This is a genomic window from Dechloromonas hankyongensis, from assembly GCF_022012295.1.
GTDB lineage: Bacteria > Pseudomonadota > Gammaproteobacteria > Burkholderiales > Rhodocyclaceae > Azonexus > Azonexus hankyongensis.
This window is the reverse complement of record NZ_JAKLTN010000002.1, coordinates 917909-930904: the sequence shown is the minus strand read 5'-3', so window position 1 is coordinate 930904 and position 12996 is coordinate 917909. Positions and strand designations below refer to the sequence as shown.

Annotated in this window: 17 protein-coding genes and 1 tRNA gene; 7 read left to right on the top strand and 11 right to left on the bottom strand. The window is 62.2% G+C overall.

Annotation, left to right across the window (positions count from 1 at the left end; genetic code table 11):
• Window positions 1–6: 6 nt before the first annotated feature.
• Window positions 7–189 carry a hypothetical protein gene (locus LZ012_RS13035; protein ID WP_275711245.1) on the bottom strand — a complete coding sequence of 61 codons (183 nt, stop codon included), beginning with the start codon at window positions 187–189 and terminating at the stop codon, window positions 7–9.
• 893 nt (window positions 190–1082) lie between these two features.
• On the opposite strand from LZ012_RS13035, the gene LZ012_RS13030 reads away from it, so the two are divergent.
• Window positions 1083–1631 carry a glycine zipper 2TM domain-containing protein gene (locus tag LZ012_RS13030; RefSeq protein ID WP_275711244.1) on the top strand — a complete coding sequence of 183 codons (549 nt, stop codon included), beginning with the start codon at window positions 1083–1085 and terminating at the stop codon, window positions 1629–1631.
• A gap of 413 nt (window positions 1632–2044) precedes the next feature.
• Here the strand turns inward: LZ012_RS13030 and LZ012_RS13025 are convergent, their stop codons facing one another.
• Both LZ012_RS13025 and LZ012_RS13020 read right to left on the bottom strand, forming a co-directional pair.
• Window positions 2045–3040, bottom strand: coding sequence for a sulfate ABC transporter substrate-binding protein (locus LZ012_RS13025; protein WP_275711243.1), 996 nt, complete (start codon window positions 3038–3040; stop codon window positions 2045–2047).
• A gap of 69 nt (window positions 3041–3109) precedes the next feature.
• Window positions 3110–3655 (bottom strand): RBBP9/YdeN family alpha/beta hydrolase, encoded by a 546-nt coding sequence (locus tag LZ012_RS13020; RefSeq protein ID WP_275711242.1) that lies wholly within the window; start codon window positions 3653–3655, stop codon window positions 3110–3112.
• Window positions 3656–3811: 156 nt separating this feature from the next.
• Here LZ012_RS13020 and def point away from each other — a divergent pair, with 156 nt between their 5' ends.
• Complete coding sequence (gene def, locus LZ012_RS13015; RefSeq protein ID WP_275711241.1) at window positions 3812–4342, top strand: peptide deformylase; 531 nt, start codon at window positions 3812–3814, stop codon at window positions 4340–4342.
• 30 nt (window positions 4343–4372) lie between these two features.
• On the opposite strand, the gene LZ012_RS13010 is transcribed toward def, so the two are convergent.
• Window positions 4373–4951, bottom strand: coding sequence for a hypothetical protein (locus LZ012_RS13010; protein ID WP_275711240.1), 579 nt, complete (start codon window positions 4949–4951; stop codon window positions 4373–4375).
• A 354-nt stretch (window positions 4952–5305) separates the two neighbouring features.
• Between LZ012_RS13010 and LZ012_RS13005 the strand changes: the two genes are divergently transcribed.
• The 3 genes from LZ012_RS13005 (at window position 5306) to LZ012_RS12995 (ending at window position 7784) form a co-directional block, all read left to right on the top strand.
• Window positions 5306–5632, top strand: a complete 327-nt coding sequence (locus LZ012_RS13005) for a hypothetical protein (protein ID WP_275711239.1) — start codon at window positions 5306–5308, stop codon at window positions 5630–5632.
• A 123-nt stretch (window positions 5633–5755) separates the two neighbouring features.
• Complete coding sequence (locus tag LZ012_RS13000; protein WP_275711238.1) at window positions 5756–6826, top strand: sulfate/molybdate ABC transporter ATP-binding protein; 1071 nt, start codon at window positions 5756–5758, stop codon at window positions 6824–6826.
• Window positions 6827–6848: 22 nt separating this feature from the next.
• Complete coding sequence (locus tag LZ012_RS12995) at window positions 6849–7784, top strand: CysB family HTH-type transcriptional regulator (RefSeq protein WP_275711237.1); 936 nt, start codon at window positions 6849–6851, stop codon at window positions 7782–7784.
• A 52-nt stretch (window positions 7785–7836) separates the two neighbouring features.
• Here LZ012_RS12995 and LZ012_RS12990 read toward each other — a convergent pair whose 3' ends face one another.
• The 4 genes from LZ012_RS12990 to LZ012_RS12975 all read right to left on the bottom strand — a co-directional run bounded on the left by LZ012_RS12990 (window position 7837) and on the right by LZ012_RS12975 (window position 9806).
• Window positions 7837–8313, bottom strand: coding sequence for a YbhB/YbcL family Raf kinase inhibitor-like protein (locus LZ012_RS12990; RefSeq protein WP_275711236.1), 477 nt, complete (start codon window positions 8311–8313; stop codon window positions 7837–7839).
• Between the two features lie 72 nt (window positions 8314–8385).
• Window positions 8386–8817, bottom strand: a complete 432-nt coding sequence (locus LZ012_RS12985) for a DUF2784 domain-containing protein (protein ID WP_275711235.1) — start codon at window positions 8815–8817, stop codon at window positions 8386–8388.
• 31 nt (window positions 8818–8848) lie between these two features.
• Complete coding sequence (locus tag LZ012_RS12980) at window positions 8849–9232, bottom strand: VOC family protein (RefSeq protein ID WP_275711234.1); 384 nt, start codon at window positions 9230–9232, stop codon at window positions 8849–8851.
• Between the two features lie 49 nt (window positions 9233–9281).
• Window positions 9282–9806 (bottom strand): DUF1579 domain-containing protein, encoded by a 525-nt coding sequence (locus LZ012_RS12975; protein ID WP_275711233.1) that lies wholly within the window; start codon window positions 9804–9806, stop codon window positions 9282–9284.
• Window positions 9807–9928: 122 nt separating this feature from the next.
• Between LZ012_RS12975 and LZ012_RS12970 the strand changes: the two genes are divergently transcribed.
• On the top strand, window positions 9929–10132 hold the full coding sequence (locus tag LZ012_RS12970) for a hypothetical protein (protein WP_275711232.1): 204 nt from the start codon (window positions 9929–9931) through the stop codon (window positions 10130–10132).
• 108 nt (window positions 10133–10240) lie between these two features.
• Here LZ012_RS12970 and LZ012_RS12965 read toward each other — a convergent pair whose 3' ends face one another.
• A complete protein-coding gene (locus LZ012_RS12965; RefSeq protein ID WP_275711231.1) occupies window positions 10241–11050 on the bottom strand; it encodes an inositol monophosphatase family protein in 810 nt (269 codons plus the stop codon).
• Between the two features lie 65 nt (window positions 11051–11115).
• Here LZ012_RS12965 and LZ012_RS12960 point away from each other — a divergent pair, with 65 nt between their 5' ends.
• Complete coding sequence (locus tag LZ012_RS12960; protein ID WP_275711230.1) at window positions 11116–11874, top strand: RNA methyltransferase; 759 nt, start codon at window positions 11116–11118, stop codon at window positions 11872–11874.
• A 6-nt stretch (window positions 11875–11880) separates the two neighbouring features.
• Here the strand turns inward: LZ012_RS12960 and LZ012_RS12955 are convergent, their stop codons facing one another.
• Window positions 11881–12762 carry an HDOD domain-containing protein gene (locus LZ012_RS12955; RefSeq protein WP_275711229.1) on the bottom strand — a complete coding sequence of 294 codons (882 nt, stop codon included), beginning with the start codon at window positions 12760–12762 and terminating at the stop codon, window positions 11881–11883.
• A gap of 153 nt (window positions 12763–12915) precedes the next feature.
• Window positions 12916–12991 (bottom strand) — tRNA-Val (locus LZ012_RS12950).
• Window positions 12992–12996: the final 5 nt, after the last annotated feature.

Here is a 12996-nt window from a genome sequence, read left to right as displayed (position 1 = left end):
TTCCCATCAGTAAGGCAAATCAGCCGGGGCCAGCGGAGCGCCGCGGCGCAGCGCCAGGCGCAGCAGGGCCTGCGCGTCAAGGCTATGAAGTTCGTCCAGCCAGTAGGGCAGGGCGCCGAAGCGCTGCTCGTAAGTGGCGAAGATGGCGGGGATGGCCGGGCGGACCGGCAATTCGAGGGTGAGAACCATGGCTTGCTCCTTCTCCCCTGTAGGTCCGGCGTGGCCGGCTCCCGGGGAGGTTGGAGCGAGCGACGCTTTAGCCAGTACTTGTCGCCCGCCCTGGCAAGTTATCGGTTAAATCCGGCGGGTGCATCGATTGTGCGGAAAACGATAGCCCTTGGGAAAGCATTTCTGGCTATTTCGATATGCCCTTTCGTAGAGCCCGGAAAACAGCGGCGGCCGCCATCGCCGCGGATGACGGCGGCGCATTCGACGCTCGGTCGCCGGTTCTGAAGGGGCGCATCGCAGCTTGATCGGAAGCCCCGATCAAAAGCCGACGGCGACGTCGGCTTTTTTACGCCTGCAAAACGGTAGGGAGCGTTTATCCCCAAATGCTGTGGATAAGCCTGGGGGTAGCGGCTTGGCAGGTTTCCTACGGCCTTGTCTCATAAGAGAATTTTATACACTGCTCAAGAATTGGGCTTTGGTATTGGTCGTATTAGATATTTCGCACTATCTTGATGTCTGCCAGGAAGAAAAGCTGATTTGCCGCTCCCCGACGGGCTGGGCGGCATCACAGTCTCATGGATAGCGCTTTCCACTCCGCCATGACCTATCGCTTCGACACCCTTTCCCAACCATACGGTGCTCGATTTTTTCACTGAGCGGATGTTCGTGATTTGGCGACACGAAATTCCGTGTTGAAACAATCCTCTTTCGGATAAGACGGATTATCTGTCGTCATTTGACGACGGAATACTGGCTTAGTAACTTCGATTTGATTTGCAAGTATCTGATTTGTCGATAACTCGCTTTCGTGGCATCTGTTTTGCGTTGATTTTGGCGTGGTAACGGTTTTTCGTCGTTATCGCAGCAAAAAATGCTAATCAAAAATGCTAATCAAGTGCCTGAAAGAAATGAAAATGGATAAATCAATGGTCAAGGGGGTCGCCATCGGAGCGGTGGCGATGGTGGCGATCAGCGCCAGTGGCGTTACCGGCTACAAGATGCTGTCTAAGCCTAAATCTGCCGAAGTCCTGGCAGTCGAGGAAATCAAGGAGAAGGTCAGGGTGCCCCGTGAGGATTGCCGGGATGTCCAAGTCCAGAGGAAGGCACCGGTACAGGACGAGCACCGGATTGCCGGCACGGTGATCGGTGGCGTTCTCGGCGGCGTGGTAGGCAACCAGATCGGCCGGGGTAAAGGCAATACGCTGGCGACGGTAGCCGGTGCGGCGGCTGGCGGGTATGCCGGCAATACCGTGCAGAAGGGTATGCAGGATCGGGATACGGTCGCGACGGTCGAACATCGCTGCCGAACCGTCTATGAAACCTCCGACAAACTGGCCGGCTACGATGTGAGCTATCGCCTTGACGGCAAGGAAGGGCGGGTTCGCATGGACCATGACCCGGGCAAGACGATACCTGTCAAGGATGGAAAACTGGTTCTCGAGTCGCCAACGGCGGTGAATTAGCGGCGAACGGCAGGCCGGCCGGATTGCCCGCCATTCGACGGCGCGTTGCAGGCTGGCGCAATTCAAATATGGAGGCCGCCAGATGGTCAGTTCTCGCTGGCGGCCCGTCTGCCCAAACTTTGTGCAGTGCATGGAAATCCCTGCTCGCTCAATGCGTTGCCCAGTTTGCCAATACCCAACCCACAAGCTTATCCACAGATTACGGGGATAAAACCGTATAACCCATAAATCCCCGGCTAAGCTTGTCCTGGCGCCGGATATTCTCAGGCGGGAAGCGGCACGGAACGACGTAATACTTATGTACTTATAGCGCCTCGATGCGCTTGTTACATCCCGCTTGGCCGGCGTCGGGGAGGATAAGCGACCGCCTGGATAGCCGGGCGGTCTGCTATCCGTGTCCTGTCAGGCGCCGATCATTTCTTCAGGTAGATCTGGTCGAACGTCCCGCCGTCGGCGAAGTGGGTCTTCTGCGCCTTCTGCCAGCCGCCGAAGGTGTCGTCGATGGTCACCAGCTTCAGCTTCGGGAACAGCTTGGCGTGCTGGGCTGCGACCTTGGCGTTGGTCGGCCGGTAATAGTGCTTGGCGGCAATCTGCTGCCCTTCCTCGGAATACAGGTAGTCCAGGTAAGCCTGCGCGGTCAGCCGCGTGCCGCGCTTCTCGACCACCTTGTCCACCACCGCCACCGGCGGTTCGGCCAGGATGGACAGGCTGGGGGCGACGATTTCGAACTTGTCCTTGCCCAGTTCGTTGACCGCCAGGATGGCTTCGTTTTCCCAAGCGATCAGCACGTCGCCCAGGCCGCGTTCGACGAAGGTCGTGGTCGAGCCGCGGGCGCCCGAATCGAGGACGGGCACATTTTTGAAGATGGCGGTGACCAGTTCCTTGGCCTTCTGCTCGTTGCCGCCAGGCTGCTTCAGCGCCCAGGCCCAGGCCGCCAAGTAGTTCCAGCGGGCGCCGCCCGAGGTCTTCGGGTTCGGCGTGATGACGGTGATCCCCGGCTTGGCGAGGTCGCCCCAATCCTTGATGCCCTTCGGGTTGCCCTTGCGCACCAGGAAGACGATGGTCGAGGTATAGGGCGAGGAATTGTTCGGGAAGCGTTTCTGCCAGTCGGCCGGGATCAGCTTCTTCTCGGCCAGGGCGTCGATGTCGTAGCCCAGCGCCAGCGTCACGACATCGGCTTCCAGGCCGTCGGCCACCGAGCGCGCCTGCTTGCCGGAACCGCCGTGCGACTGGCGCACCTGCACGCTCTGGCCGGTCTTGCCTTGCCAGCTCTTGGCGAAGGCGGCGTTGAAATCCTTGTACAGCTCGCGGGTCGGGTCGTAGGAGACGTTGAGCAGCGTGGTCTGGGCGACGGCGCTGCCCAGGCCGCAGGCGAGGGTCAGGGCGGCGAAAAGTCCGATCTTGCGCATGGTGGTGTCCTGTCGAAAAAGTTGATATGCGCAGTCTAGGGAGCGGTGTGGCGGACGGTAACGACGGAATTATTCGATGCTTATCAACTTTTCATCTATAGCCGCGATGGCCTGCAATTGCTCAAATAGAAGCAGCCCTTGCGGCCACGGGCCGTGCCCCGAATCGACATTGATGTGGCCGGCCGCGCCGATGTTCACGAACTCGCTGCCCCATTGCAGGGCCCAGCCCTCGGCGACGCTGGTTTTGACCCACGGGTCGTTGCTGCTGGCGACGACCAGGCTGGGGAAGGGGAGTTGCGCCTCGAGCGAAGCGGTCGGCTCGCCGAAGCGCGCCGGGTCGGCAGGGGCGACCAGTAGCGCGCCGCAGATGCGGTCCGGGCGCAGCAGCCCGGCAGCGACCGAAGCCAGGCAGCCGAAACTATGGGCGACGATCCACAGGGCGCCATCCACGGTATCGATCTGTTCACGGACGCGGCCGGCCCACTCGGCCAGGCAGGGCTTTTCCCAGTCGTCCTGCTCGACGCGGCGGCTGCCGGCACGCTGTGTCTCGAACCAGGTTTGCCAGTGGGTCGGGCCGCTGTTGCGCAGCCCGGGGACGATCAGGGTGGTGGCCATGACGGGTATCCTCATGAAATCGATCGCTGCATTGTCGGGACTCGCCGAGGGCGCGGGAACGACGATGTTCTTATGTGCTTATGCCGCAATGCATGGTTTGTCGTGCCGCCGATCTTGTGGTGTCATTGCCCCGGATTGAAACTGAGAGGAAAAAAGATGGCTGCCAGACCGATCCTGCGCATGGGCGAACCGCTGCTCTTCCAGGTGGCCGAACCGATCACCGCGTTCGCCACGCCGGAATTGCGCGCCCTGATCACCGACATGCTCGACTCGATGCGGGCGGCCGGCGGCGTCGGCCTGGCGGCGCCGCAGATCGGCGTCGGGCTGCAGGTGGTCATTTTTGGTTTCGAGAAGAGCGAACGTTATCCCGATGCCGATGCGGTGCCGCTGACCGTGTTGATCAACCCGACCATCACTCCGTTGGGCGATGAGGAGGTCGCCGGCTGGGAGGGCTGCCTGTCGGTGCCCGGCCTGCGCGGCGAAGTGCCGCGTTTCCAGCATATCCGCTACCAGGGCTTCGATCCGGAAGGGCAGCCGATCGACCGCACGGTCGAAGGTTTCCATGCCCGGGTCGTCCAGCACGAATGCGACCATCTGATCGGACGGCTGTTCCCGTCACGTATTCGCGATTTTTCCCGCTTCGGCTTTACCAGTGTCCTCTTTCCGGACCTGGTTTCGGAAGATTGACGATTCGCCTTTGCCGGCCGGCGTTTTCGGCTAAACGCCGGGTTGAACCGAGGGCACTTCGTTCGGCCGGTAGCTCCAGCGCGGGATGATGAGCAGCGCCAGTACCGACACGACGGCGCCGCCGATCAGCAGGGAGAGCACAAAGGGCTTGTCGGCAAGACGCTCGGGGTAGAGCTGCAGCACGACGCCTATGCCGATGCCGTTGGCGCCGCTGGCCAGGATGGCGGCGGCGATGTCGTGAAAGCGGCGCACCTTGTTCACGCCGTGTGCCCAGCGCGGATCGGTGTTGTAGCTGGGCAGACGCTCGTGCGCGGCATCGAGTTTTTCCAGCGCCGACAGGAAGGAACGCAAATTGGTGATGGCGCGCTCCGCCTTGTAGTTGAGGAAAGCCAGGCACAGGCTGGTGACGGGAAAGCCGAAGACCAGCCATTCGACCGGCAGTTGATTGCCGCTGGCGCCGGGGTGCAGGGCGAGCAGGCCGGCAAGCAGGGTCGCCGTTAGCGTGACGAAGAGGGCCAGGGCCTGCTGGCGCTGGACGATGCGCGAATTGACTTCCTGGTAGGCGGCAATGAAACGGTAGTTGGCGTCGACGAAGGTTTTGCCGGACATCTCTCGGGCTTCCATGAAAAAGCCGCGGCGTCGAATTGGCCGGCGCCACGGCACAGGTGGATTCTGCACGATCCGAGCCTGCCGGAGCAGGGTATCCGGCCCAAGGAATTTTTATGCATAAGCTAAGAAGCTGAATGCCTTGGCTGGCCGGCGGTCATTCCGGATAGCGCATATCGATATGCCTATTTCGTCGTTTGCAGGGGCGGGGCGGCTGACTAAGCTTGTTCCGTCGATAACCGATCACTGCGCTCTCGAACCCGATAGTCCATGCCTGATGACATGAACGGCAATCTGCCGGAATCCCCTTGTTGCACTGGCGAAAGGCAGCGCGCCTCGCGCTTTGCCGCAGAGGCCATGAATCTTCTGCCGACCCTGCAGCGCAACGCCCTGCGGAAAATATTCGACCGCCACGATTTCCTTCCCGAGGAAGTGGCGCTGCTCGGCTACAAGCGCCTGCAGCAGGCCGACGGCATCGGCAGCAAGGGGCTGGCTGCCATCACGGCCTGGCTGAGCCATTACGGCTTCGAGCTGAAACCGCCACCGCTACCGCTGCCGGCCGGCCCCTTGCCGCGCCGGACCCGGCAGACCATCGAACAGGCGCTGCGTCTGTTGCGCACCCACGGCTACGAGGTTGTGGCCCAGCCGGCCGGCGACAGGCGTCGTGACGAGCGAAACCGATGAGCTTTATATTCTTAATTTGAATTTGTATTTAAGAATTTATTATTTCTGGACATAAGGATGCTTGAATAAACTGGTCTCATCAACGCTGCACGGCTGCAGCGAAGCGTTTCAGGAGACCGTTTCATGAGTATCGCCGTCCGCAACATCAGCAAGCACTTCGGTGCCTTCCACGCCCTGGACAACGTGTCCATCGACATCCCGTCCGGCGAGCTCGTGGCGCTGCTCGGTCCCTCGGGCTGCGGCAAGACCACCCTGCTGCGCATCATCGCCGGCCTGGAATCGGTCGACCAGGGGCAGATCCTGCTCGAAGGTGACGATGCCTCCGACCGCCACGTCCGCGAACGCGAAGTGGGCTTCGTTTTTCAGCACTACGCACTGTTCCGCCACATGACGGTGTTCGACAACGTCGCCTTCGGCCTGCGGGTCAAGCCGCGCAAGTTCCGGCCGAGCGAGGCGGAAATCCGCAAACGCGTGACGCGGCTGCTTGAACTGGTCCAGCTCGGTTGGCTGGCCGACCGTTTTCCGTCGCAATTGTCCGGCGGCCAGCGGCAGCGCATCGCCCTGGCTCGGGCCTTGGCGGTCGAACCCAAGGTGCTGCTGCTCGACGAGCCGTTCGGTGCGCTCGACGCCAAGGTGCGCAAGGAACTGCGCCGCTGGCTGCGCCAGCTGCACGACGAAATCCACGTCACCAGCGTTTTCGTCACCCACGACCAGGAAGAGGCGCTGGAGGTTTCCGACCGCGTCGTGCTGATGAACAAGGGCCAGGTCGAGCAGATCGGCGCGCCGCACGAAGTCTATGACCATCCGGCCACCCCGTTCGTGGCCAGCTTCCTGGGCTCGGTGAACCTGTTCCACGGCCGCGTCGAGGACGGCCACCTGCATGTCGGCGAACATGCCCTGCAGGTGGGTGGCGAACACGATGCGACGGACGCGGCGATCGGCTTCGTCCGCCCGCACGAATTCGATCTGCTGCCGGCCAATGCGCCGGGCAGCGGCCTGCCGGCCAGAATCCAGCGCGTCATCGCCATCGGCCCGCTGGCCCAGGTCGAACTGACGCGCCACAACGGCGAACTGCTCGAAGTGTCCATCCTCCGCGACAGCCTGGCCGTGCTCGGCCTGCGCGAAGGCGACGAGGTGTCGGTGCGGCCGCGCCATATCCGGGTCTTCAACAACAACGAAAAGCTGGCCGCCTGACGGCCGCGCCAGGGAGAAGAGCATGAATTTCCAGCAACTGCGCATCATCCGCGAGACCGTCCGCCAGGACTTCAATCTGACCGAGGTGGCCAATGCGCTCTATACCTCGCAACCCGGCGTCAGCAAGCACATCAAGGATCTCGAGGACGAACTGGGCATCGAGGTTTTCGTGCGCCGCGGCAAGCGCCTGCTCGGCCTGACCGAGCCGGGCAAGGAGTTGGTCGAGGTGGTCGAGCGCATCCTGCTCGACACCCACAATCTGCGCCGCATTGCCGACCAGTTCGCCAGCCGCGAGACCGGGCATTTCGTCGTGGCGACCACGCATACGCAGGCGCGCTATGCCCTGCCCAAGATCATCAAGTGGTTCAAATCGGATTACCCGAAGGTCCATCTGACGCTGCTCCAGGGCAGTCCGCGCGAAATCGCCGAATTGGTGGAAAACGGCCAGGCCGACGTCGGCATCGCCACCGAGTCGCTGGACAGCGTTCCCGAACTGGCCTCCTTCCCGTTCTATTCCTGGCATCACGCCGTGATCGTGCCGGAAGGGCATCCTCTGCTGGCCCTCGAAAAAGTCACCCTCGACGCCCTCTCAGAGTACCCGATCATCACCTATCACGAGGGCTTCACCGGGCGGGCGCATGTCGACAAGGGCTTCGCCGATGCCGGTATCGTCCCGGATATCGTGCTGTCGGCCATCGATGCCGATGTGATCAAGACTTATGTCGGCCTGGGGCTGGGCGTCGGCATCGTCGCGTCGGTGGCCTACGACAAGGAGCAGGACCGCAACCTGGCGCTGATCCCGGTGCCCGACCTGTTCCCGGCCAACACGACACGCATCGCCGTCCGCCGCGGCACCTATCTGCGCAGCTACGCCCACGCCTTCATCGAGAAGGTATGCCCCGACCTCGGCGAGGACGCAATCAAGGCCGCCCTGAAATCGCAGAACGGGGCTGATTGAGCATTGATGCCGTCAGGCGCCATCGATGGCGCCTGACATGAAGCGCAGCCGATCAGCGCATCTTCTGGTAGGTACCGACCAGTTCGGCCGTAGCCAGCACGTGGCCGCGCATGGCGGTTTCCAACTGCGCCTTGCTAGGGTGGCGCAGGTCCGGCAGCACAGTGTCCAGCGCGTAGAGCTTATGGAAGTAGCGGTGGCGGCCGATCGGCGGGCAAGGGCCGCCGTAGCCCGTCCGCTTCCAGTCGTTGCTGCCCTCCAGCGTTCCCGGTGGCAGCGCTGTGGCCGCGACGGCGGCGGGCAGCCCGCCCGCCGTTGCCGGCAAGTTGTAGAGCAGCCAATGTACCCAGGTGGTCTTGGGGGCTGCCGGGTCGGGGGCGTCGGGATCATCCACAATCAGCACCAGACTTTTCGCGGCAGCGGGCACGCCGCTCCAGGCGAGGGCGGGCGACGTATCGCTTCCCTCGCAGGTATGCCGGCTGGGAATGGCGCCCTGCTGGGAAAAAGCCGGGGACGAAAGTTCGAGATTCATGGCAAACGCTCCTTGAGAAAAGGCGCAGACAATGGCGACAAGAGTGGTAGGGCGCACAGCATGGATACTCCTTCAGAGATTTTGAGCAGTTCCTGTTTCCGTACTGCGCCTGATCTGACCGTGGCGAGGAGCCTGTCGCGAGTGATACAGCCGGATGCCATACAGCAAGCCATTGACCGCCACTATTGCTACGCCCAGTCCGATCTGGTCATCCCGCGTCAGTCCGGTGGGGTAGAGGACCGGCAGCAGGTAATGCGCGACGAAATCCCCGTCATAACCCGTACCGCCGCTGGCTTGCAGGAACTGGTTTTCCAGTCGGGTCACCGGGCAGCTCAGGGCGCCCAATTCGACCGCCGCTCCCCACAGGAAGGCCGGTACATGCAGCCAGGCCAGGCGAGGGGAGCGCCATACCAGCAGCCCGCCACAAGCAACGAACAGGGCAAAGCTCAGATGGAGGATCAGCACGGCATCGGCGGCTAGGCGAAGGAATACGGAGTCCATCATCTAGCCGCCAATAGAACCAACGCGTCCCGGCCTATCCGCCGCTGCCATAAGGCCGGGTGATGATCTCGAGGAGATGGCCGTTCGGGTCAGGAAAATAGACGCCGCGGCCGCCATCGTGATGGTTGATCTCACCGGGTCGGTGTCGGCCCGGATCGGCCCAGTAGTCAAGGTTCCGCTCCCGGATGCGGCCGAAAATTTGGTCGAACTCGGCCTCGCTGACCAGGAAGGCGTAATGCAGCGACCTGATCTCCTCCTCGACTTCATCAATGTCGAGGCTGACGCCGTTTGCCGTCTGCACGACGAGGAAGGGACCGAAGCGGGTGGCTGCGGCCAGCCCGAGTATTTCGGTGAAGAATGCCGCCGATTCCGCCTGGTTGCGCGCCAGGACGATGAGGTGATTGAGTTGCACGGCCATGATTGCCTCCCGGATACCGTATGGACCGCGGGACAGCCGCCGACGTTCCCTAGCGCGTGCGCCGGTAGTTGGCCGTCATGAACAGTTCCCACTGGCCGTTGTCGCTCAGGCAATGGGAGGTCAGGACTCGGTGGTCGTGAGTTTTCATCTCGATGACGTCCTTGTAGCGGGCCAGCTTGCCGGGGGCTGCACCGGGCGACATGTCAGGTCCCTCGGAATTGAGGGTCAAGACCGTTTTGCCGGCATCCAGTTCACCGTCGTACAGCCACATATGAGTCATCATCGAGCCGACCCAGGTGCCGACGTAGCGTTTTTTCGCCGGGTCGTAGCCTAGGGTCATCAGCATGGTCGCGCTGCCGCCGCCCGGCATCTCGCCCTGTCCCTCCGCCACGATCCACAGGCCGCCCAGGCTGCGCACCGTTTCGGTACCCTTGCACGTCTCGGCAGGTCCGGGCGCCACCGCCATCTGCGCCTCGCTGGTCCAGTCGCCGACAAGCTGCTGCAGCCACCTGTGTTCCTCTTGCGGGGCGGCCGTCATCGGCGCTTGGTCGGTTTGATCGGTTTGAGTACCCATGGTTGTCTCCTTGCGCAAACTCGCGACATCCAGACTGGACTGCAGAAATGAAGATAATTCGACACGATACGTAGTCCGCTGTTCCGCTGAGCGTAATATGGTGGCTAGCCAGGGAGAAAGAGATGACCGATAACCAAATCCGGGACTGCATCAAATCCGGCTGGCCTTTCTTCGGAGTTACGTCGAGAGGCGAAGTCATGGCCCGCTACGTACCTTACGGGCCGGTTTTCCGGTGGCAGCGGAATCAGATGGTTCCCACGCCTCTACAGGGCAGTGATTTGCTGTGGTGGTTGCAGGCGGGGGACGAGGAAGACGACGACGGCTGACTCGATATGGCCGAAGCGAGACCGGCGTCTGCCTGCGTCACGGCACGCCGAGAGACCGCATGAAAAAAGCGCCCGCAGGCGCTTTTTTGTTTTCTGTGCGGCGTTTGGTCAGCCGCGGACCGACTCCGGCAAATGCCCTTCGACCAGTTTGAGCAGCGGTGCGAAGACCTTCGGCGTGCCGGCGATGACGTTGCCGGTTTCCAGGTAGTTCGCATCGCCGCGCAGGTCGCTGACCAGGCCGCCGGCTTCGGAAATGAGCAGCGCACCGGCCGCCATGTCCCACGGCGACAGGCCGAATTCCCAGAAGCCGTCGTAACGGCCGCAGGCGACATAGGCCAGGTCGAGCGAGGCAGCACCCGGACGGCGCTGGCCGGCGGTCTTCTCGGCCAGTTCCTTGAAGATCGCCAGGTAGAGGTCGATCTTGTCGAATTCGCGGTAGGGGAAGCCGGTGCCGAGCAGCGCTTCGCCCAGCCGGGTGCGGCGGGAAACGCGGATGCGGCGCTCGTTCAGGAAGGCGCCGGCGCCCTTGCTGGCGGTGAACAGTTCATTGCGGTTGGGGTCGAAAACGACGGCCTGCTCGACGATGCCCGCTTTGGCGAGGGCGATGGAGACGGCGTATTGCGGCATGCCGTGGATGAAGTTGGTGGTGCCATCGAGCGGATCGATGATCCACTGGTACTCGTCCTGCGCGCCCTTGCCGGCAGTGACGCCGGACTCCTCTGCTAGAATGCCGTAGCCCGGATAAGCCTCCTGCAGGGTTTCGATGATGGCTTTCTCGGCGGCCTTGTCGACCTCGGTAACGAAATCGTTCGGCTGCTTCGACGCAACCTTGAGCAGGTCGATGTCGTTGGAGGCACGGTTGATGATCTGGCCGGCGCGGCGCGCCGCCTTGATGGCGATATTCAGAGCTGGATGCATGGGCTTAAAGAGCTAACGGGCGGCCAAGGCCACCCGAAATATTTTGAAAGAACGAATTTTACACCATGAACCCGGAACTCCTGCTTTCCCGTATCAGAGTCGTGCTTTGCCGGCCGAGCCACCCTGGCAACATCGGCGCTGCGGCGCGGGCGATGAAGACCATGGGCTTGTCCCGGCTCTATCTGGTCGAGCCCAAGCAGTTTCCCGATCCGGAGGCCGATACGCGGGCGACCGGGGCTGTGGATGTGCTGGCCAATGCCACGGTGGTGCGCAGCTTGGGCGAAGCGCTGGCCGGGGCCTCGTTTGCCGTTGCGCTATCGGCCCGCCAGCGCGACATCGGGCCGGTGCTGGGGGCGCCCCGCGAAACCGTGGCGCGCCTGCTGGCCGAAGCCGCGGAAGGCGAGGTGGCCCTGGTGTTCGGCAACGAAACGGTCGGCCTGAGCAACGAGGAAATCCTGCATTGCCAGGCGGCGGTGACGATACCGACCAACCCGGATTTCAGTTCGCTGAACCTGGGCTCGGCCGTGCAGGTCCTGTGCTACGAGTGCCGCATGGCCGCCTTTGCCGGCCTGCCGCCGACGGCGCAACTTACGACGCCGTTCGCCTCACCGGCCGCCACCAACGACGAGGTGGAGGGGCTCTACACCCATCTCGAGCGGGTGATGACCGATACCGGTTTCTTCAATCCGGAACAGCCGGGGCGCTTGCTGCCCAAATTACGCCGCTTGTTCGGGCGAGTTCGTCTGGAACGGGATGAGATCAATATCCTGCGTGGAATCCTGGCGTCGACCCAGGCCAAAACCGGGCACGGCCGCAAGAACTGACCGGCTTTACGCGAAGCTGCCTCGCAGTTCGGCGGCTAGTGCCTCGATATCAGCGCGCAAGTGCCCGTACTGCGTTTCGAGGGCGGCTATTTCGACCGCGATGGAGGGCTGGTCCTGCATCAGCCACTCGATATGGCCGCCGCTGAGCATATTGGCGGCGTAGACGACTTCCGGCAGGCTGCGGAGGGTGGTTGGGTTGTTCCGCAGATGGTCGTGATCGATCGTCGCTTCGACGATTTCCACCGGCAGACCCAGGGCATCGAGCAGGGAAACCCCGATGCTTTCGTGCCACTGAATGATAAGGTGCTTGATGGTGTCGGGGCGGTGGCGTAGTTCGTCGTACTGCGTCGCCCGATACAGCATGTAGAAGGCGCCCAGGTCGTGGACCAGCCCAGCCAGCATCGCCTCGTCACGGTTAAGGCGGCCGGTGTCCTTGGCCAGGACATAAGCGGCGGCCGAGGTCTGGATCGAGTGTTCCCATAGCGAATGGGTGATCTCGGCGAACTCCGCCATGCCCTTGGCCCGCATCAATTGCGTCATCACGATCGACAGGGCGGTGGTATGCACTACGTTCAAGCCGAGCCGCATGATGGCCGACTTGAGGTCAAGTATTTGGTTGCCGCCCGGGTTGAAGGCCACCGAGTTGGCCAAGTGCAGCAACTTGGCTGAAATCAGTGGTTCGGTCGCAATGACCCGGGAAAGCCGATCAATGCTCAGTTCCGGGTCCTGCAAGGCCTTGCGCAGGCGCAGAACCGCATCGAAATAGGTGGGAAAGACGACTTCGCCGGAGAGTTCCCGGGCGATATCCTCCAGCATTTGAAACCGTTGGGCCTTGAGAGCCTCGCCTTTCTTGTCCGGATCGTTGCCGTGTTCTGTCATTGCGTTCATGACAACATTATTCAACAAAACGGCATTTATGGGCAGTGCCCCAAGGGTTTTACCCAGGCAAGGGTGGTGGCATTTTTCCCCTGAGAAGGCGCATGGGGAGCCGTGCTGGAAATAAAAAACCCTGCCGAGGGGGCAGGGTTTTCAGGCTATGTCTGGTGGGTGCTGACGGGGTCGAACCGCCGACATTCGCCTTGTAAGGGCGACGCTCTACCAACTGAGCTAAGCACCCTGTTC

Bases quoted from the DNA above. Each gene is read 5' to 3' on its own strand.
- LZ012_RS13035 (WP_275711245.1), bottom strand. From the start codon at position 189: ATGGTTCTCACCCTCGAATTGCCGGTCCGCCCGGCCATCCCCGCCATC.
- LZ012_RS13030 (WP_275711244.1), top strand. From the start codon at position 1,083: ATGGATAAATCAATGGTCAAGGGGGTCGCCATCGGAGCGGTGGCGATG.
- LZ012_RS13025 (WP_275711243.1), bottom strand. From the start codon at position 3,040: ATGCGCAAGATCGGACTTTTCGCCGCCCTGACCCTCGCCTGCGGCCTG.
- LZ012_RS13020 (WP_275711242.1), bottom strand. From the start codon at position 3,655: ATGGCCACCACCCTGATCGTCCCCGGGCTGCGCAACAGCGGCCCGACC.
- def (WP_275711241.1), top strand. From the start codon at position 3,812: ATGGCTGCCAGACCGATCCTGCGCATGGGCGAACCGCTGCTCTTCCAG.
- LZ012_RS13010 (WP_275711240.1), bottom strand. From the start codon at position 4,951: ATGTCCGGCAAAACCTTCGTCGACGCCAACTACCGTTTCATTGCCGCC.
- LZ012_RS13005 (WP_275711239.1), top strand. From the start codon at position 5,306: ATGAATCTTCTGCCGACCCTGCAGCGCAACGCCCTGCGGAAAATATTC.
- LZ012_RS13000 (WP_275711238.1), top strand. From the start codon at position 5,756: ATGAGTATCGCCGTCCGCAACATCAGCAAGCACTTCGGTGCCTTCCAC.
- LZ012_RS12995 (WP_275711237.1), top strand. From the start codon at position 6,849: ATGAATTTCCAGCAACTGCGCATCATCCGCGAGACCGTCCGCCAGGAC.
- LZ012_RS12990 (WP_275711236.1), bottom strand. From the start codon at position 8,313: ATGAATCTCGAACTTTCGTCCCCGGCTTTTTCCCAGCAGGGCGCCATT.
- LZ012_RS12985 (WP_275711235.1), bottom strand. From the start codon at position 8,817: ATGATGGACTCCGTATTCCTTCGCCTAGCCGCCGATGCCGTGCTGATC.
- LZ012_RS12980 (WP_275711234.1), bottom strand. From the start codon at position 9,232: ATGGCCGTGCAACTCAATCACCTCATCGTCCTGGCGCGCAACCAGGCG.
- LZ012_RS12975 (WP_275711233.1), bottom strand. From the start codon at position 9,806: ATGGGTACTCAAACCGATCAAACCGACCAAGCGCCGATGACGGCCGCC.
- LZ012_RS12970 (WP_275711232.1), top strand. From the start codon at position 9,929: ATGACCGATAACCAAATCCGGGACTGCATCAAATCCGGCTGGCCTTTC.
- LZ012_RS12965 (WP_275711231.1), bottom strand. From the start codon at position 11,050: ATGCATCCAGCTCTGAATATCGCCATCAAGGCGGCGCGCCGCGCCGGC.
- LZ012_RS12960 (WP_275711230.1), top strand. From the start codon at position 11,116: ATGAACCCGGAACTCCTGCTTTCCCGTATCAGAGTCGTGCTTTGCCGG.
- LZ012_RS12955 (WP_275711229.1), bottom strand. From the start codon at position 12,762: ATGAACGCAATGACAGAACACGGCAACGATCCGGACAAGAAAGGCGAG.